Below are 18,769 nucleotides of genomic sequence, written 5' to 3' on the forward strand. Positions count from 1 at the left end.
AAGTTCATCGTTCGCCTCCTTCCGACGTGATCGGGGTGATCGGCGGGGTCGGCGGAACCGGTGCGGCGCCCTGTACCAGCGCCTCGGTCTCGAACGCGTCGGCCTTCTCGGCGCGGGCTCGACGCTCCTCCTGGTCCTTGGCCTGACGGGCGACCTCGGCCTCGCGCTCCTTGAGCTCGTGGTCGCGCAGGACGGCCAGCGCCTCGTACTGGAAGGTGTCGGTGGAGACCTCGGGCGCGGGCTTGTTGGCCGCGTTCGAGATGACGATGAGCAGGGTGGCGAGCAGGTAGTTCGCGATGAGCGAGGATCCGCCGGCGGCCATGTACGGCATCGTCAGGCCCGTCAGCGGGATGACCAGCGTGATGCCGCCGACGACGGTGAACACCTGGAAGGCCATCGTGAAGACGAGTCCGGAGGACAGCAGCTTGCCGAAGCCGTCCTTGACCTTCATCGCGGTGACGAAGCCGGAGGCGATGATGATCATATACAGCACGAGCACGCCCATGCAGCCGACCAGACCCAGCTCCTCGCCCACGGAGGCGTAGATGAAGTCGGAGTTGCCGAACGGGGTGAGGTTCGGCATGCCCTGGCCGAGGCCGGTGCCGAGCAGTCCGCCGGAGGCCAGGCCGAACAGGCCGTTGACGATCTGGTAGGAGCCGCCGACGCGGTCGTAGAGCGACGGGTCGAACGGGTGCAGCCACACCTCGACGCGCGCGCCCACGTGGCTGAAGATGCTCGCGGCCGCCACCGCGCCGAACGCGAAGGCGATGAAGCCGATGACGAGCCAGCTCAGGCGTCCGGTGGACACGTAGAGCATGCCGACGAACATCGCGAAGAACATCAGCGAGGTACCGAGGTCGTGCTGCAGGATGAGCACGCCCATCGAGGCGAACCACACGATGATGATCGGGCCGAGGTCCTTGATGCGCGGCAGCTGCAGGCCGAGCACCTTCCTGCCGCCGACGGCCAGCTGGTCGCGGTGGTCGAACAGGTACGCGGCGAAGAAGAACGCGAGGAACAGCTTGGCGAACTCGCCCGGCTGGACCTGGCCGATGCCCGGCAGCTTGATCCAGATGCGCGCGCCGTTGATCTCCTGACCGAACACCGGCAGCATGGGGGAGAGCAGCAGCACGAGGCCGACGACCATGCTCACGTAGGAGAAGCGCCGCAGCACGCGGTAGTCCTTGAGGAACACGATGAGCAGCGAGCACAGCACGATCGCGATGCACACGAACTCGAGCTGGCGCTGGGCCACGGCCGTGCCCTTCTCATGGTCGATGCGGGCGATCATCACCGCGCCGATGCCGGTCAACAGCACCACGCACGGCTGGAGCACCTGGCTTGCGTACGGCTGGAAGTGGTTGATGAGCGCCCAGAAGATGAGCGAAAGCACCGCGCAGATGGTCAGCAGCGTGGTGAACCGGGTTGGCATGCCGCCCTCGGTGCGGGCGAACATCTGGTAGAACGCCATGCCGCACAGCAGGAACGACGCCAACAGCAGCGCGATCTGGCGCAGTCGAAGGGCTATCATTGCTGCGCATCGCCTCCCTGCTGGGTCTGCTGGTCGGTCTGTCCGGCCGCGGCGTCACCGCCGGTTGCGCCGTCGGCCGTGCCGGTGCCCGCCGCGTCGGTGCCGTCGGTGGTGCCGGTGTCGTCGGACGATTCGGCGGCCTTCTCCTGGGCGGCCTTCTCCTTGTTCGCCGCCTCGATCGACTTCAGTTCGTCGCGGATGAGCTTGACATGCGACTCGGCCTCCGCGTAGTTGTCGCGCACGATGCCCTGCTGCAGCTCCTTGTGCCATGTGGAGGGCAGGTCGGCGACCTTGATCGTGGTGCGCTTGACCTCGTGCGAGAGCGTCAGGCCGGCCACGCTCGTGGGCACGCCCTGATAGATCGCGACGTAGCCGTCGGACGTGCCGACGTAGTACTTCGACTGGCTGTAGGCGTATGCGCCGAACAGGCCGCCCGCGATCAGGGCCAGCACGAGCAGGACCGACGCGATGATCGCCGCGCGCTTGCGGCGGCGGCGCGTGCGCTTCGTGTGGTGGAGCTTGACCTGCTCGGCCCGGATGGCCTGCGCGACCTCCGGATCGTTCGGGTCCGTGGTGATGCGGCCGTTGCTCTTCGTGACCACCGGGATCTCGCCGGTGTCCGGATTCTTCTTGAGCTCGCCGTTCTCCTCGCGCGCCTGGGCCGGCTGGACGACGCGCGGGGCCTCGTCCTTGGGCTTGGGCTTGGCCGCGGGCTGCTCGTCCTCGTCCGCCTTCGGCGCCGGATGGTGCTCGGCGGCGATCAGCGCGGCCGCGCGCTGGGCGGGGGAGTCGTCATCGCGCAGCGCCGGGGCGGTGGCGATCGGCTCGTTGACGATGTCGGCGATCGGCTCGAGGCTCGCGCTCGCCGCGCCGCCCACCAGCGGCGTCTGATGCGTCAGATCGAAGGCGTGGGCGTCGAGCGCCATCGTGGCGTCGCCGATCACGGCGGTGACGTTGTCGGTGCTGCCGGCGCGCAGGGCCATGCTCACCAGACGCTGGGCGCAGTCGCCGGGGCCGGAGACCGTCGTCATCGTCTCGGCGATGGTGGAGTCCTCGAGCACGCCGCACAGGCCGTCGGAGCACAGCAGCCAGCGGTCGGCCGCGTGGGCCTTGAGGATGGCGATGTCCGGGTGGGGGTCGATGTCGAAATCGCCCAGCACGCGCATCACGACGTTGCGCTGCGGATGGTTCTTGCCCTCCGCCTCGGTGATGCGGCCGGTGTCGATCAGATGCTGCACGTAGCTGTGGTCCTGCGTGGCGCGGCTCAGGACGCCGTCGCGCAGCAGGTAGGCGCGGGAGTCGCCGATGTGGGCGAGCACCCAGTAGCCGGCCACGAGCGAGACCGCGGTGACGGTCGTGCCCATGCCGGACAGCTTGCGCTCGCGGCGGGCCTTGCCGACGATCGCGTCGTGCGCGGCCATCACGGAGGTCTCCATCATCGAGGCGATCTCGGCGACGTCGTCGGTCACGTCGTCGCGTTCGATGTGCGCGAGCGAGCGGATCGCGATCGTCGAGGCGGTGTCGCCTCCCGCGTGACCGCCCATGCCGTCGCAGATCGCGATCAGATGCTCGCCGGCGAACGACGAATCCTGGTTGTTCGCGCGTACGGTGCCCACGTCGGACACGGTGGCGGAGTACAGGAACAGCTGGTTGGGGTCGCGCGGCTTGCCCACGGGGTTCGCCGGACGCTGCTCCAACGCGACGGTGCGCGTGGAATCGGGCGACGGGGAGTCGGACCGTGGGATCTGTGTGGTCTGTGGCTGGTCGGCGGAGGCGGACATACGGCTATCACCTCAACTCGAATGTCGTGGCGCCGATGCGTACGGGTACGCGGGCGGGAAGTACGGTGGGAACGGTCAGACGCTGCCCGTTGACGACGGTGCCGTTCGTGGAATTGAGATCCTCGATGGCCCACTGGCCGGAACGGGGATCGGGGTACAGGCGCGCGTGGTGCGACGAGGCGAACTCGTCGTCGAGCACCACGGTGTTCGACGCGGCGCGGCCGATCGTGATCGCGTCCCCCGTCAGCGGGACGGAGGAGCCGGCCAGCGGGCCGTCGATGATCACCAGCAGCGACGGGGTGATCGCACTTCTGTTAGCGCTCACACCTCCGGACGCGCCGGAAGAGGCGGACCGTGCCGCGGGTGTGGCGCGCATCGCGTCGGCGGTCGGTGCCACGACGGGCGCTCCGGCGTTCGCCGAGACGGCGGCGGCCGGGGACTTGGCCCGGCGGGCGGCGTGACGCTCCTTGCGGCGGCGCGAGCGCGACGGGCGCGGGCTGAAGGACGAGATGTCCCGATGCAAGGAACGCACGGCGAGCCATACGAATACCCACAGCAGGATCAGAAATCCGTACTTGAGCAGTGCGAATGTCAGTTCGGTCATGCGGTTCGACCTTTGCTCGGCGGACGCTTATTCCTGTTCCTGCGAGGACGCCCAGTACAGGATTCGGGTGCGGCCGATGGTGATGGTGTTGCCGTCCAGCAGCGTGGCGGCGGGCACCTGATGGCCCTCGACGTACGTGCCGTTCGTGGAGCCGAGATCGCGGGCGATCACGCCGTTGGGCGTGATGTCGATCTCGAGGTGCTTGCGGGAGATGCCCGGATCGTCGATGACGATGTCGCAGCCGGAGCCGCGGCCGATGATCGTCTTCTCCTTGGTGAGCAGGTACTGGCTGCCGTTGATCTCGAGCAGCGGGCTGTCCTGGTTCTGGTCGTCGGTCGTGACCGGGACCGCGTTGCCCTGCACGGAGGCGGAGGTGAGCTTGAAGCTGCCCTTGGTCAGCTCCAGGTCCTCCTCGAAGATCACGACCACCGGGCCCACGAACGCGTAGTGCTGGCTGCGCGCGTAGTTCGTGAGGTTGTCGGCCAGCTCATCGGCGAGCGTCTCGCTGCCCCACTGCTCGATGCGGTCGAAATCGGGGGTGCTCAGCTTGAAGCGGTATTCGTTCGGGGCGACCGTGCGGTCGCGGCCCACCGGCATGGCCTCGTTGTCGATCTCGCGCTCAAGCGCGCTGGACAGATCGACGGGCTGCAGGTCCTTGGAGCCGAACTTCGAGAACACTCCGTTCACTGCGCCTTCCACGCTTTTCTCAAAACGGTCGAGAACGCTCATAGTCATCCCTTTCTATCCTTGACCAGTGTACGCATGGGTCGGAACGGTGCCCAGAACGTGGTCCAATACTTGCAAAAGTCACAAATCGGGCGAATAGCCGTCGAAATACCGTCGATTTTAGGGCACATGCCCCACCTGGGTGCCGTTTTCTGGTCGAAATCGTCGCCATCGCCGTCCGTCTGCGGTCTCAGCGGTACATATTCTCGGAATCCGCCCAGACCTCGAGAATATGTGCCGCTTGGCTCTCGTCAGCGGTACCTATTCTCGGGATCCGCCCATTGCTCGAGAATTTGGTACGCTGACCCGCGCTCAGCGTCACTTTTTCTCGAGCGCTGGGACGATTTCGAGAGAAACGTGCGTCGGGCGGTCGATCGGCGGCGCGTGGCGCGTGTAGCGTGAGGGGTATGAACGATGAAGTGACTGACGCGCCGTCCGACGATACGGCCGACGCGATTGCGAAGTTCCCGCGCGCCAAGGCGCGCACGCTGCGGTTCACCTCGGGCGCGCCGCGCTCGGCCAAGGTGATCGGCGACGGCTCCAAGGCGCTGTTCCTGCGCTCCGACGGCCCCGAGGATCTGGCGACCTCGCTGTGGCTGAGCTGGTTCGACGCCGACGGCGACCACTACGAGACCAAGCTCGCCGACCCGCGCGAGCTGCTCGGCGACAAGGCCGACAGCGAGGACGTGCCCGCCGAGGAGAAGGCCCGCCGCGAACGCGCCCGCGAGGGCGGCACCGGCATCGTCGGGTATTCGGTCGCGGCCGACGGCGACCGCGTGGTCTTCACGATCAACGGCCGTCTGTTCCTCACCGAGATCGGTGATCCCGAGGACGCCGACCACGACGGCGACCTCGACGTGCGCACGCGCGAACTGGCCGGCGCGTGGCTCGACGAGGACCCGGACCTGTACACCCCGGTCCTCAACCCGCGCATCAGCCCGGACGGCTGGCACGTGCTGTACACCACCGGCGAGCACCTGATGCTCGTCGACATCGGCGACTGGCCGTCGGACGGGATCGACCGGGAGGACCCGGCCGGCGAGCTGGACGACGGCGTCTCCGTGGTCGCGGACGCGCAGGACGAGGCCCTCACCGAGGGACTGTACGAGGCCGACGCGGATGCCGATGACGACGATGACGACGAGTTCTTCGACGACCGCATCACCGCGATCTACGGCGTCTCCGTCGAGGATGAGGACGGCGAGACGGCCGAGAACACGTGGAGGATCGGCCTGGCGGAGTTCGTCGCCGGCGAGGAGATGGACCGCTACGACGGCTTCTGGTGGGCGCCCGACTCCCGCCACGTGCTCTTCGAGTCCTTCGACACCGCCGACGAGCCGGTCTGGCATCTCTCCGACCCCGCCGACCCCGAGCGGCCGGCCGCGGCCCGCCGCTACCCGCGCGCGCTCACCCGCAACGCCGACGTGTACCTGACCGTCATCTCACTCGCCTTCAACGTCGACCAGCGCTACCGCGGCATCACCGCCAACGCCGACGTCGAGTGGGACCGCGACGCGTACGAGTACGTCGCGGCCGTCAGCTGGACGAAGGGCCACGACCCGCTCGTGCTCGTCCAGAACCGCCGCCAGACGCGCGACCAGGTGCTCGAGGTCGCGGTGGACGGCGCCTCGGACGCCGACGACGACGTCCGTACGCTCGGCTCGACGCGCGTGCTCGAGGAGCACGCCAACGACCAGTGGCTCGATCTGATCTCCGGCACGCCCGCCCGCACCCCGGACGGCCGTCTGGTCACCGCGCTCAACGACATGCAGACCGACACCAACCGCCTGATGGTCGACGGCCGTCCGTTCACGCCCGCCGGATGGCAGGTGCGCCACGTGCTCGACGTGACCGACGACGACGTGCTCGCCGTCGTCCAGCGCACGCCCGAACTCGCGCCCGACGAACCGATCGAATGGCGTCTCGCCGACGCCGGCGTCTCGCCCGACGACGCCTCCCGCATCGGCGCGCACGACGCGCGCAGCTTCGACGTGGTGAGCTTCGGCTACGACGGGTCGATCACCCCGCTGACCGTGACCCCCGGCTCGTGGACCGCCAGCCGCGCCGGCGACGGCTGCGTCATCACCGGCCGCGACATGACCTCGCCCGACGTGCGCATGTCCCACTCGCTGACCGCCGCGCTGCCCGCGGAGCCGGACGAGGGGGAGGAGCGCGACCCCGCCCTCACCATCCTCACCGCGCCCGTCGCGAGCCACGCCGCACGCCCCGGCTTCACGCCGAACGTGACGTTCACGCGCCTCGGCGAGCACCGCCTGTACACCGCGATCATCGCGCCCAGCGCCTCCAGCCCGTACGCCGGCGCCGACAAGCTGCCCGTCCTGATGAAGCCCTACGGCGGCCCCGGATTCCAGCAGGTCGTCGCCTCGCAGTCGTTCTACTGGGAGGCGCAGTGGTGGGCCGATCAGGGCTTCCTCGTCGTCACCGCCGACGGCCGCGGCACCACCGGCCGCGGGCCGAAGTGGGACCGCGAGATCTTCGAGGACATGAAGGCCGTGACCCTCGCCGACCAGGTCGAGGCCGTCCGCGCCCTGCCCGAGGCGCTCGCCGCCCTGCCCGGCATGCCCGCGCCCGACCTCGACCGGGTGTGCATGATCGGCTGGTCGTACGGCGGATTCCTCTCCGCGCTCGCCGTCCTCGATGCGCCCGACGTGTTCCGCGCCGCGTGCGCCGGCGCCCCGCCCACCGACTGGACGCTGTACGACACCCACTACACCGAGCGCTACCTCGGCCTCGACCCGGCGGTCTACGAGCGCAACTCGATCGTCGCCGACGCGCCGGGGCTCCGTCGCCCGCTCATGCTCATCCACGGGTTCGCCGACGACAACGTGACCATCGCCCACAGCCTGCGCCTGTCCCAGGCGCTCATGGCCGCGGGTCGGCCGCACACGTTCCTGCCGTTGACCGGCATCACCCACATGACCAATGACGAGACGGTCGCCGAGAACCTGCTCATCCTCCAGCGCGACTTCCTCCGGAACGCGTTCGAGTCGCCGCTCGCCTAGGATGGTCGTATGCAGCTGAACCTGATCGACGAGGGCGCGTACGCGCAGACGATGACCGAACTGGTGCGGCCGGCGCTGGCCGGCTGCCGCGAGGAGGGCTGGTTCAACCCGGCCCAGGCCGAGCGCGAGGCCGGCCTGACCCCGCGCGGCGGCGGCCTGCACTACCTGTGCTACGACGCCACCAAGTTCGACTACGAGCGCGAGGACGGCGCGACCGCCACGTTCCGCGGCGCCATCGTCATCAGCCACGGCTTCACCGAGTTCGCCGAGAAGTACGACGAACTCGTGTGGTACTTCCTCATGTCCGGCTACTCCGTGTGCGTGATGGACCATCGCGGACACGGCAAGTCGGCGCGCGACGTCGACAACCCGTCGCTCGTGTGGATCGACGACTGGCGCCGCTACGTCGCCGATCTCGCCGGCTTCGCGCGCACGATCGGCGAGCAGTACGCGGCCGGCGAGCCGATCAACCTGTTCTGCCATTCGATGGGCGGCGGCATCGGCGCGGCCGCGCTCGAGCAGTACCCGACCCTGTTCGACCGGGCCGTGCTCTCCTGTCCGATGATCGCGCCGCAGACCGGCATGCCGATGTGGCTCACGCGCGCGCTGGTCGGCGCGCTGTGCGCGTGCGGGCTTGGACGCCACCGCGTCTTCGGACAGAAGGACTTCGACGGCGTGCTGGACCTGGGCCCCTACCAGCGCTCCAGCGAGCCGCGCGAACGCTGGTACCACAAGCTGCGCTGCGAGAACCGCGACTACCAGACCTACTGCGCGTCGTTCGAATGGGTGCATCAGGCGATGCGCATGAACAGCGCGATCCTCCGGCCCGACGCGTGCGCCGAGATCGAGACGCCGATCCTGCTGTTCCAGGCCGGACACGACATCTGGGTGCGCAACCAGCCGCAGAACACGTTCGTCCGGCGCGTCAGGGACGGCGGCGGCCAGGCCAAGCTTGTGCACATCGCCGACTCGGAGCACGAGATCTTCTCGATGCCCAACAAGGTCTTCGGTCCGTATCTCAGGCAGGTGCTCGCCTTCTACAACGCCCCGATGATCGCCGGCGCGGAGGAGTAGCGGCCGGACGGTCCGATGGCCCCGATGATCAGACGGTCCGATGGCCCCGCAACGTAGTCGGGTGTTGTTTTTCATCGAGAGTTCACCTGCCGGTCATACGGCGGTCTCGGCCGCGTAAGGCCGCGGTTCGACAATGGAAGCATGGGTATTGAAGCCGTATTTCGCCGTCGAATCGCCGCCTGCGCCGCGCTGGTCGCCGCCACCGCGATGCTGCTGACCGGGTGCGCCCAGAACGGCGGCGAGGGGTCGAACGCCGCCGGCGGATCGGGCGAGGGCGGCAACTCCTCCTACGCCGGCCCGACCGGCACCTCCACCACCAGTTCGGACGGCAGCGAGCAGACGTTCACGCCCGGTTCCGGCAAGGCCTCCCAGACGATCACGATCGCGTCCGGATCGGAGAACAAGGAGGTCGCCGACGCGGTCCAGCGCGCGGTCGACGAATCGGACGTCGCCGTGACGATGAAGTACATGGGCTCGCTCGACATCATGAAGGTCCTCGAATCGGGCGCCGACGGCTACGACGCGGTCTGGCCGGCCTCCTCGATGTGGATCTCGATGGGTGACGTCAAGCATCTCGTCAAGGACCAGCAGAGCACCTCCACCACGCCGATCGTGTTCGGCATCGCCAAGTCGAAGGCCGTGAAGCTCGGCTGGGCCGACGCCTCCGGCAAGACCAAGGCCGTCTCCACCGCCGACATCCTCAAGGCGGTCACGGACGGCGACCTCAAGTTCTCGATGACCTCGGCCACGCAGTCGAATTCCGGCGCGTCCGCGTACCTCGCGTTCCTGACCGCGCTGCGTGGCGGCTCAGGCCCGATCACCGACGCCGACCTTGCGGACTCCTCGCTCACGTCCTCCGTCTCCCAGCTGCTCAAGGGCGTCGACCGCTCGTCCGGCTCGTCCGACTGGCTCAAGGACATGGTCGTCGCGAACCCCGAGCGCTTCGACTCGATGGTCAACTACGAGTCGCTCGTCATCCAGGCCGACAAGCAGCTGACGAAGGCGGGCAAGGACCCGCTGCTCGCAATCTACCCGTCCGACGGCATCGCCGTGTCCGACTCGCCGCTCGGCTACGTCGACCGCTCGCAGTCCGCGGACGTCAAACACGCGTACGAGAAGTTCGCCAAGGCGCTGACGACGAACGACGCGAAGCTCGCGTTCGAGCGCGCCGGCCGCCGCACGGGCCTCGGCGGCGCGCTGACGTACGCGAACGACAAGCAGGTCAAGCAGTCGTTCCGCGCCGAATGGGGGCTCAACACCGACGCGAGCGTGCTCAAGACCATCCCGCTGCCGGCCGCGAAGGTCATCACCAAGGCGCTCGACGTCTACCAGAACGGCCTGCGCAAGCCCAGCTGGACCGTGTGGGTCGTCGACTACTCCGGCTCGATGAGCGGCGCCGGCAAGTCGGGCGTCGTCTCCGGCCTCAACGCGGCGCTCGACCCGGCCAAGGCCGCCGAGGCGCACATCCAGCCCGGCAGCGGCGACGTCAACATCCTCATCCCGTTCGAAAGCCTGCCGCATAACCCGATCCGCGCCGAGGGCGCGAACACCGGCGAACTGCTGCACGTGGCCGACGCGACCGCCGCGTCCGGCGGCACCGATATCTACGGCGGCCTCGAGGCGGCCTACAAGCAGCTGCCCGACGCCGCCAAGGCCGGCGACTACACCACTGCGATCGTGCTCATGACCGACGGCCAGTCCGAGACGGCGCATCAGCAGGCCGCGTTCGACCAGTACCGCTCGCTCGGCCGCGACGTGCCGATCTTCTCGATCATGTTCGGCGAGGCCGATCCGACCCAGCTCAACCAGATCGCGCAGCTGTCCAACGCGAAGGTGTTCGACGGGCGCTCCGGCGACCTCGCCGACGTGTTCCGCACCGTCAAGGGATTCAACTGATGCTCCAGGTGATCTGCGGCTTTCTGGCGGGACTCGCGCTCGCCGCGACCGGCTTCTGGGTCGCCGGCGGCGGCGTGCCCGGACTCGTCGTCTCGCTGGCGCTGGCGGCGCTCGGCTACGTCGCCGGATCGACCCTGACCGAGCCGGAACGCCGCATCGGGCACATGCTCGTCTCCGCGCTGCCCAACGGGCAGAAGGCCGCCGATGCTATCGACGCGGCCAACACGCGCCTCAACGCGATCTCGATGCTCGCCACGCAGGTGCGCGACCCCGCGGTCAAGGCCGAGGCGGCCGACTTCATCGCCGCGACCCGATCCCTGACCGACTACGTGGCGCGCGACACGTCCGCCTACCCGACCCTGCGCCACTACATCACCGTGTACGGCGAGCAGACGCAGAAGCTGCTGCGCTCCTACGTGGACGTCGAATCGTCCGGCGCGCGCGACCAGATGCTCAAGGCGCGCGGCGAGACCATCGAGGCGCTGCAGGTGCTCGAACGGACCGCGGCCGGCGAGCTGAGCCGCGCGGTGAGCGCCAAGACGCTCGGCATCGCCGCCGACTCCGACGCGATCCAGCGCCTCGCGAGCATGGACGGGTACGACGCGCCGGCGCCGGCGGCAGTGACTACGCCGGTCGCGCCGGTCGCGGCAACAGGGGATCCGCAGCCAACGACGAAGCCAACAGGGGAGTCGAGGTAATGAAGATGTCCAAATCGAAGATCATCGGGCTCATCGCCCTCCTCGCGATCGTCGCGATCCTGGCCGGCACGCTCGTGTGGCGCCAGATCGGGCCGAAGCCGGCCGCGCCCGTCCAACCGGTCGAGACGGTGAACGTCAACGGGTACTTGGGCGGCGAGAAGATCGGACTGTTCGACGACCCGGTCTTCCTCAAGGCCGCCGCCGCGCAGGGGCTCGACGTGAACTATCGCAAGGCCGGGAGCCTCGCGATGATGACCGCCGACACCAAGGGCATGGACTACCTGTTCCCGTCCTCGCGCGCCGCCGTCGAATACGGCGCGGCGCAGGGCGTCAAGGCCACGCAGAGCGACATCGTCTTCAACTCGCCGATCGTCCTGTACACGCACAAGGTCGTTGCCGACGGGCTCGTCGCCGGCGGCATCATGAGCAAAGGCAAGGACGGCGTCTACTCGATGGACATGGCCAAGGCCGTCGACGCGATGCTCGCGAACAAGACCTGGGCCGACGTTGGCTACGCCGCCGGCTACGGCCAGTTCCGCATCGACTCGACCGACCCCGTCCAGTCGAACTCCGGCAACGAATACGCGGCGCTCATCGCCACCGTGCTCAATGGCGGACAGCCCGCCACTACCGACTCGCTCGCACGCGACGGCGACAAGATCCGCACGATCTTCGCCAAATCCGGCTGGATGGAGACCTCCAGCGAGGACGCGTTCAACCAGTTCCTCACCCTCGGCGTCGGCTCCAAGCCGATGATGGTCGGCTACGAATCGCAGATCCTCGACCTCGCCGTCAACCAGCCGTCCGCATTCAAACAGATCAAGGACGACGTCGTCATCGTCTACCCGACCCCGACCGTGTGGAGCACGCACACGCTCATGGCGCTCGACAAGAAAGGCGAGAAGCTGCTCTCCGTGCTCAAATCGTCCGAGATCCAGAAGCTCGCATGGACCCGTCACGGCTTCCGCGCCGCGAACTTCTCCGGCACCGACTCCATCAAGCGGTTCAAGGTCGGCGGCACGCTCGAGCAGGTGACCGCCGTCTCCGAACTGCCACGCAACAACGCCATGCAGGCGCTCATCGAACTGCTCAAAGGATTGACGCCGCAGCCGCAGTGACGCTGCCCCCGATCCACCCTCCTGAGAAAGGAATCCGATAATGGCCAAGCAAATCTCACTCGCCGACCTCGCCGGCGGCAACGCCGTCACCAACCCTGCGCTCGCGGGAGCCAACGCCGCCGGCGCCGCGAACGGCGACCTCGTCCCCACCGCATCCGAGGCGGCCGCGGACTCCGCCAGCCTCACCCCCGACCAGCAGATCGCCAAGCTCCCCGCGGCCGATCAACAGGCCGTCGCCCAGATGGCCGATCAGATCGACTTCACGCGTGACGGCATCGAATCTAGCTACGGCAAGGACGCGCAACGCGCCACCTCCAGCTTCGCCGACGAGATCCTCTCCGAAACCCGCTCCAAGGACACCGGCGAGGCCGGCGAACTGCTCAACACGATGCTCGTGACGATCGACGAGGCCGAACTCGGCGGCTTCCGCAAGATCCCGATCCTCGGCCAGGTCGCCGTCTCCATCGACAAGCTGCGCCGCCGCTACCAGAAGGTCGACGCGCAGATCGACGAGATCATCACCAAGCTCGAGGCCGCGCAGTCCCGGCTCGTCGCCGACATCTCCATGTACAACACGATGTACGAGCAGAACGCCCAGCAGTACCGCGAGCTCAAGATCACCGTGCTCGCCGGCAAGAAGGCGCTCGCCGACTTCCGCGCCCAGCAGCTGCCCGGGCTCGAGGCGCAGGCCGAGCAGAGCGGCGATCCGATGCAGGCGCAGATCCTCAAGGACTTCAAATCCAAGCTCGACCGCTTCGAGAAGCGTCTCGACGACCTCGACCGCATCGGCGTGGTGACGCTGCAGACCGCACCGCAGATCAAGATCATCCAGAACGCCGACCAGACCATTGTCGACAAGATCGACACGACCATCTCCACGACGATCCCGGTGTGGAAGTCGCAGATGGTGATCGCGCTGGGCCTGTCCAACCAGAAGAAGGCCCTCGATCTGCAGAACAAGGCCGACGACGTGACCAACAAGCTGCTGCAGCGCAACGCCGCCGCCATGCACAAGGGCGCGGTCGCCGCAGAGAAGGCCAACCAGCGCTCCGTGGTCGAGATCGAGACGCTCGAGAAGATCAACTCCGAGCTCATCGCCACGCTCAAGGAGACCGTGCAGATCCAGCAGCAGGGCAAGGCGAACCGCGAGGCCGCTCAGGTCAAGATGCGTCAGATCGAATCCGACTTGAAGAGCGCCCTCATCGAGTCCGCCCAGACGATGTGAGTCGGCTTTCTTCGTTATCAGGGGTACTTCGCGGGGCTGCGGACGTCCATCTCGCTTACAAGGGGTACCTGTCTCCGGTATGCGCGCCTGATAACGGCTCGGTCGCAATGCGGTCAAGCCGTTCGAGAGGCGTGATACTACGGACAGATACCCCTCGTAAGCGAGATGGACGTCCGCAGCCCCCGTAAAGTACCCCTCGAAGGCCAGTTACTTCCCCTGATTCCGGTGGTCGGAATGGGGTGGGGTGCGCCTGCCGGTGAACGGTTCGAGCAGTGTGTTCGGGTCGGAGACGCCGAGCATCTGGCGGCCGCCGGTCTTCTCCGGATGACGCGCGATGATCGCCATCGAGATGCCGCCCGGCACCATGATGATCGCGAAGATCGCCGCCAGCCCCCAGCTCACCGCGAATCCGAGCGCCAGGAAGATCGCGACCGCCGCCGCGACCGTGCCGATGAGCATCCATACGGCCTTGTTGGCCTTGCCGGATGCCTGCCTATCCGTCTCAGCGGTCTTGCCGCCGTCGATGTGCTTCATGGTCCCCAGCATAGGACCGGAGCATCCATTCGGGAGCCGCGGCGGGGATCCGTGGCGTGCGGGGCGCAATACCGTTACGACTAAGCTGGGCTCCATGAGTGAGAAGAGGGATGGGGCCGCCGGCACTGCGGCGACCGGAACCGCCGACAAGCGCACGCCGACGTTCGAGCGCACGCCGAAGGATCTGCTGGTCGGCGCCGCGCTGGTACTGCTTGGCGGCGTCATGTGGGGCTGCAACGCCACCGTCTCCAAGGTGCTGATGGGCGACTACCACGTCGATCCGATGTGGCTCGCCTGCGTGCGCGAGCTGCTCGCCGGCGTCCTGTTCATCGCCGTCGCCGCCGTGCGCACGCCGAGGCTCCTGACCGGGGCGCTGCGCGACCGTAAGGGCTGGCCGTGGTTCGTCGCCTGCTCGCTGGTGTGCGTGCTGCTCGTGCAGGTCGCCTACCTCTCCTCGATCGACTGGACCAACGCCGGCACCGCCACCGTGCTGCAGGCGTTGAATCTCCTGTTCGTACTCGCGTATGTGTGTCTGCGCGGCCGCCGATGGCCTGGGCTGCGCGAGGGAATCGGCGTCGCGCTCGCGTTCGGCGGCACCGCGCTCATCGCCACCGGCGGCGACCCGTCGTCGCTCAAACTGCCGCTGATCGGCCTCGTGTGGGGACTCGTCAACGCGCTCGCGACCGCCGCGATGGGCATCATGCCGGTCCGGCTCATCGCCCGATGGGGCAACATGGTCGTCAACGGCGTGATGTTCATCATCTCGGGCATCGTGCTGCTGCCGGTCGTGCGCCCGTGGGCCGGATCGCCGTCGTTCGATGCGCTCGGCCTGCTGCTCATGGCCTACACGGTCGTGTTCGGCACGTTCGGCGCGTTCGCGCTCTATCTGGCCGGAGTGATGCGCATCGGCGCCATGCGCACGACGATGCTCGGCACCAGCGAGCCGGTCGCGGCGACCGTCTCCTCGGTGGTGTTCCTCGGTGCGGTGTTCACCCCGACCGACCTGATCGGCTTCGTGATGATCCTGACGATGGTCTTCCTCGTGCGCTGACCGGACGTGAGGGTGTGATGCCGAGCTGGCCAGCCGGCCTCTGGCCGGGTTTGGCCGCTGGTCGGTGCTGCCCGTCGGATGCTGGGCCGGGTGCCGGGTGCCGGGTGCTGGGTGCCGGGTGCTGGGTGCCGGGGTGCTGGGTGCCGGGTGCCGGGCTGGCCGACGGCCAGTGGGTGGGCACTTCTGGCCCGTTCGACGCATCGGGACTATTGTCGGTGGTGCCGGTCGGTCGGCTGTTTGTGCCGTCCGGCAAATACGGAGGTACGCCAATTGGTTTCCTGTCGCCAATCCGCGGCTCCGCGTTGGGCCGGGCTGGCGATCTGGAACCCGCCAATCCGCAGTGTGGGCCGGGGCGTGGCGTACTAAGCCGCGCCCCGGTTCTCGTCTGATCCGGGGTTTGCACGTCCGATTCCGGGTTTGCTGGTTGGCTCCGGGGGTTGCACGGTTGGCTCCAGGTTTTGCACGTCCGATTCCGGGGTTTGCACGGTTGACTCCGGGACATGTATCACTTTTCCGTTACTAACCCCGGAGTGATGCGTGATGGAGACGGAGTGATGCGTGATGAAGGCGGAGCGAGGCGTGCGAAGCCCGGAGGATGCACGTGACTTCTGACTTCATTCTTGCTCAGCGGGACTGCAGGTGCGCTCGGCTCCGTTCTCGCTTGTTGCTCGGTAGTGGTTGTTTGCCGGGTGGTTGTTCGCCGAGTAGCTGCTTGCCGGGGTGGTTGTTCGCCGGGGTCTCGATAGGCGCATGCCCTCGACGTGCCGGTGTAGGATGCGCTGGTCGACAAGGGCGTCCTCGTCATGACGAATGCTCGTCGTGGGCGAACGCCCTCGGCGCGCCGGTGTAGGGTGGGGCGCATGAGTGACAACACCGCATCGCACAACGAAATCGCATACTTCGCCGGCGGCTGCTTCTGGGGCCTCGAACGCTACTTCCAGAACGTCGACGGCGTGACCGACACGACCGTCGGCTACGCGCAGTCCACGGTCGAGAACCCCACCTATGAGCAGGTCTGTTCCGGCGCGACCGACGCCGCCGAAACCGTCAAGGTCGAGTTCGATCCGTCGCGCGTGAGCCTGCGCACGCTCGCGCTGCTGTTCCTCGAGGTGATCGACCCGTTCTCCGTCGACCAGCAGGGCGAGGACAGGGGACGCCAGTACCGCACCGGCATGTTCTTCACGTCCGACGCCCAGAAGTCGGTGTACATCGCCGCGATCGAGCAGCTCATCGACCGCATCCCGCAGCGTCCGGCCGTGCTCATCGAGGAGCTGCGCAACTTCTATCCGGCCGAGGCGAACCATCAGGACTACCTGATCAACAACCCCAGCGGCTACTGCCACATCCCGCTCGCCGCGATCGCGAACGTGAAGCGTCGTCAGAAGTACGTCGGCAAGATCTGGGACCTGACGCTCGAGCAGTTCGCCGTGACGCAGAACGCCGCCACCGAGCGTCCGTTCGTCAACGAGTACGACCACACGTTCGAGCCGGGCATCTACGTGGACGTCGTCAGCGGCGAGCCGCTGTTCTCCTCGCGCGACAAGTTCGACTCCGGCTGCGGCTGGCCCGCGTTCTCCAAGCCACTCCGCGCCGATCTGGTGACCGAGCATGAGGACGACCGCGTGCCGGGCCGTCCGCGCATCGAGATCCGCACCTCGGACACCCAGATCCATCTGGGCCACGTCTTCACCGATGGTCCCGCGGACCGCGGCGGCCTGCGCTACTGCATGAACAGCGCGTCCCTGCGCTTCGTGCCGCGCTCGCGCATGGAGGAGGAAGGCTACGCCGACTGGATTCCCGCCGTCGACGGAGATGAGAAGTAGGCGGCGGCAGCGCTAGGTCATTGATCGGGACCTGCCGATAGTGCGGCGACGTTCCACGTCGGTAGGCCCCGGTCGGCCTCGGCTGGTGAACGGCATCGGGCGTGCATGAACCGCGGCGTACTGTAGCCCCCGACGTGCCTTCGGTACAGCGCACACGTGAGTCATTCGAGCGTGGTCCGGCGTCAGAAAAGGCTGGGCAGGACGGTCAAACTAATCCACGACACACCCGGATAAGACCCACGTTTTGACCCTTAACCCAGCGCACGCGTAGTCGTTCGAGCGTGGTCACGGCATCGGTCGGTTCGGGCTGATGCGGAGAAAGCAAAAGGGCTGGAACCTTTCGGTTCCAGCCCTTACTTGCTGGTGCGAGTGGAGGGAGTTGAACCCTCACGAGCATACACTCACTGCCACCTGAAGACAGCGCGTCTACCATTCCGCCACACTCGCGAACAAGCAGATAATTTAGCACAGCCTTCCGCATAAGGGCAAATCTGAGGGTCCTTACGGCGTGTCGCCTTTATTTGCAAGGGTTTGTTCTACTGTGGTTCGCCTTCGCCGGCAACTTCCTTTGGGAAAACACGGTCCGAAATCGTCTGATTCGGAGGGGACGCAGGTGGCGTGTACGGCAAGTCGTCCACACGCGAGCCCATTCGGAGCGGGCGTGCGGGCGTGTGAACGTCGGGGTGCGGGAGCGGGGTGTGAACGTGCGGGGTGCGGGGGCGCCACGCAGGCTTGGCACACGTGGCGCCCCCCGCGACGCGATCTACCGCCACTCGACCCGGTGCGGTGCCGCGCCGATCTCGAAGTGGTACTTGGCACAACCCAGGCCGACGTGGGCGAACAGGCCGTCGAGCGCCTCGGCCGTGACCGTGCCGTCGGACGGGTGGAGCGTGAAGTGGAACGGCTGCTGGCTCAGCGACGTGGGTGCCGCCATCGCGGCCTCCATGCCTGCCCTGAACCAGTCGGGGACGTCCGCAAGGGGAGTGGCGGCGGCATCGGCATCAGTGTCGCCGGCGTCCCCGGATGCGCGCGGCTCCCCGGCGATGCCGTCGGGCGCGGAGGAACCGCCCTCGATGCTCGCCAGCTCCTCCATCGGCTTGGTGCGGCGTCGCCCGCCGGGGCGCGCGCCGTGGCCGAACGCGATCACCCACACGACCGATTCGCCGGCGTCCGCGTCCAGCGTCCACCACGCGTCGTCCGCGCTCACGGCCTCGGCGCCGTCCAGCACGGCCCAGGATGTGTCCAATCCCAGCTGCACGGCGCGCAGGACGAGCCGTTCGCCGTAGTAGCCCACGCGCTCCTGCAGCGCGGCCGCGGCCTGCGAGACGGGCGTGCCCTCCGCGTCCTTGAACGACTGCAGGGTGGTGGCGGCATCGCCCGATCGCGTGGCGCCGCCAGCGCCGTTCGCGTCGGTCTCGCCGTCGTCGTTCGCGCTCCCGCTCCCGACCGCGCCGACCAGCGCGATCGCGTTGTGCACGCCCTTGAACCGCCCGTAGTGCGTCTTCAGGCCGAGGAACGCGTCGTCCAGTCCCGCGGCCATCTGGATGTGCAGTCCCGACTCGGCATTGCAGGCGTCGATTTCGGCCTGCAACGCGGCCAGCACGTCCGGTGCGACCGGTTCGTCGGTATACGCGCGGATGGCGTGGCGCGCGTCGATCGCCTCAAGAAGACTCGTCATGACGTAA

General features: G+C 67.7%; 14 protein-coding genes and 1 tRNA gene. 8 read left to right on the forward strand and 7 right to left on the reverse strand.

Annotated features, from left to right (window positions below; genetic code table 11):
• Positions 1-4: 4 nt before the first annotated feature.
• The 4 genes from JS528_RS04715 to JS528_RS04730 are packed head-to-tail and all read right to left on the reverse strand — an operon-like array spanning position 5 to position 4,645.
• On the reverse strand, positions 5-1,531 hold the full coding sequence (locus JS528_RS04715) for an FtsW/RodA/SpoVE family cell cycle protein (protein WP_214357933.1): 1,527 nt from the start codon (positions 1,529-1,531) through the stop codon (positions 5-7).
• Positions 1,528-3,312, reverse strand: a complete 1,785-nt coding sequence (locus JS528_RS04720) for a PP2C family protein-serine/threonine phosphatase (RefSeq protein ID WP_214357934.1) — start codon at positions 3,310-3,312, stop codon at positions 1,528-1,530. Before JS528_RS04720 ends, JS528_RS04715 begins: the two co-directional genes overlap by 4 nt.
• A gap of 7 nt (positions 3,313-3,319) precedes the next feature.
• Positions 3,320-3,916, reverse strand: a complete 597-nt coding sequence (locus tag JS528_RS04725) for an FHA domain-containing protein FhaB/FipA (protein ID WP_214357935.1) — start codon at positions 3,914-3,916, stop codon at positions 3,320-3,322.
• A gap of 27 nt (positions 3,917-3,943) precedes the next feature.
• The gene (locus JS528_RS04730; RefSeq protein ID WP_214357936.1) at positions 3,944-4,645 is read right to left on the reverse strand and encodes an FhaA domain-containing protein; all 702 of its coding nucleotides are present in this window, start codon (positions 4,643-4,645) and stop codon (positions 3,944-3,946) included.
• A 404-nt stretch (positions 4,646-5,049) separates the two neighbouring features.
• Here JS528_RS04730 and JS528_RS04735 point away from each other — a divergent pair, with 404 nt between their 5' ends.
• The 6 genes from JS528_RS04735 to JS528_RS04760 all read left to right on the forward strand — a co-directional run bounded on the left by JS528_RS04735 (position 5,050) and on the right by JS528_RS04760 (position 13,676).
• The gene (locus JS528_RS04735) at positions 5,050-7,665 is read left to right on the forward strand and encodes a prolyl oligopeptidase family serine peptidase (RefSeq protein WP_214357937.1); all 2,616 of its coding nucleotides are present in this window, start codon (positions 5,050-5,052) and stop codon (positions 7,663-7,665) included.
• A gap of 9 nt (positions 7,666-7,674) precedes the next feature.
• Entirely contained in the window at positions 7,675-8,739 is a 1,065-nt protein-coding gene (locus JS528_RS04740; protein ID WP_214357938.1) for an alpha/beta fold hydrolase, read from the forward strand.
• Between the two features lie 141 nt (positions 8,740-8,880).
• The gene (locus JS528_RS04745; RefSeq protein ID WP_214357939.1) at positions 8,881-10,635 is read left to right on the forward strand and encodes a VWA domain-containing protein; all 1,755 of its coding nucleotides are present in this window, start codon (positions 8,881-8,883) and stop codon (positions 10,633-10,635) included.
• Positions 10,635-11,333, forward strand: a complete 699-nt coding sequence (locus JS528_RS04750; RefSeq protein ID WP_240541324.1) for a hypothetical protein — start codon at positions 10,635-10,637, stop codon at positions 11,331-11,333. The genes JS528_RS04745 and JS528_RS04750 overlap by 1 nt, the downstream gene beginning before the upstream one ends.
• Positions 11,334-11,338: 5 nt before the next feature.
• Complete coding sequence (locus tag JS528_RS04755) at positions 11,339-12,451, forward strand: substrate-binding domain-containing protein (RefSeq protein WP_214357940.1); 1,113 nt, start codon at positions 11,339-11,341, stop codon at positions 12,449-12,451.
• Positions 12,452-12,491: 40 nt separating this feature from the next.
• Positions 12,492-13,676 (forward strand): toxic anion resistance protein, encoded by a 1,185-nt coding sequence (locus JS528_RS04760; protein ID WP_240541325.1) that lies wholly within the window; start codon positions 12,492-12,494, stop codon positions 13,674-13,676.
• A 207-nt stretch (positions 13,677-13,883) separates the two neighbouring features.
• Here JS528_RS04760 and JS528_RS04765 read toward each other — a convergent pair whose 3' ends face one another.
• Entirely contained in the window at positions 13,884-14,210 is a 327-nt protein-coding gene (locus JS528_RS04765; protein ID WP_240541326.1) for a hypothetical protein, read from the reverse strand.
• A 94-nt stretch (positions 14,211-14,304) separates the two neighbouring features.
• Here JS528_RS04765 and JS528_RS04770 point away from each other — a divergent pair, with 94 nt between their 5' ends.
• Positions 14,305-15,261, forward strand: a complete 957-nt coding sequence (locus tag JS528_RS04770) for a DMT family transporter (RefSeq protein WP_214357941.1) — start codon at positions 14,305-14,307, stop codon at positions 15,259-15,261.
• A gap of 860 nt (positions 15,262-16,121) precedes the next feature.
• The gene (gene msrB, locus JS528_RS04775) at positions 16,122-17,084 is read left to right on the forward strand and encodes a peptide-methionine (R)-S-oxide reductase MsrB (protein WP_214357942.1); all 963 of its coding nucleotides are present in this window, start codon (positions 16,122-16,124) and stop codon (positions 17,082-17,084) included.
• A gap of 361 nt (positions 17,085-17,445) precedes the next feature.
• On the opposite strand, the gene JS528_RS04780 is transcribed toward msrB, so the two are convergent.
• Both JS528_RS04780 and JS528_RS04785 read right to left on the reverse strand, forming a co-directional pair.
• A tRNA-Leu gene (locus JS528_RS04780) sits at positions 17,446-17,531 on the reverse strand.
• Between the two features lie 316 nt (positions 17,532-17,847).
• A complete protein-coding gene (locus JS528_RS04785; RefSeq protein WP_214357943.1) occupies positions 17,848-18,762 on the reverse strand; it encodes a nitroreductase family protein in 915 nt (304 codons plus the stop codon).
• Positions 18,763-18,769: the final 7 nt, after the last annotated feature.

The organism is Bifidobacterium santillanense (genome assembly GCF_018555385.1).
GTDB lineage: Bacteria > Actinomycetota > Actinomycetes > Actinomycetales > Bifidobacteriaceae > Bifidobacterium > Bifidobacterium santillanense.